The sequence below is a fragment of the Curtobacterium sp. P97 genome (assembly GCF_023712445.1).
GTDB lineage: Bacteria > Actinomycetota > Actinomycetes > Actinomycetales > Microbacteriaceae > Curtobacterium.
Map to the genome: position 1 here is coordinate 1 of NZ_JAMAYF010000227.1, position 387 is coordinate 387.

Annotated in this window: 1 protein-coding gene; it reads left to right on the plus strand. The window is 72.9% G+C overall.

The window, feature by feature from the left end:
• Window positions 1–14 precede the first annotated feature (14 nt).
• Window positions 15–387: DNA-binding protein WhiA (whiA, locus tag M3677_RS17770; RefSeq protein ID WP_251161242.1), on the plus strand; the 373-nt coding region annotated here is incomplete at its 3' end.

Genomic DNA, 387 nt, shown 5'->3' on the forward strand with positions numbered 1-387 from the left:
GAGTGGGGCAGCGCATGGCGATGACGGCGATGGTCAAGGACGAGCTCTCCCGCGTGGAGTGCACGAAGACCTCCGAGCGCAAGGCCGAGGTGACCGCGCTCCTGCGCTTCTCCGGTGGGCTGCACATCGTGGGCGGGCGGGTGGTCATCGAGGCCGAGCTCGACACCGGCTCGGTGGCCCGCCGACTGCGGCGCGACATCAGCGAGGTCTACGGCTACACCAGCGGCGTCAGCGTCCTGGCCGGCGGCAACATCCGTCGCGGGGTGCGCTACCTCGTGCGCATCGCCAAGCACGGCGAGGGCCTGGCCCGCCAGACCGGTCTCGTCGACCAGCGGGGCCGTCCGGTGCGCGGGCTGCCGCCGTCGGTGGTGTCGGGCGGGCTGAACG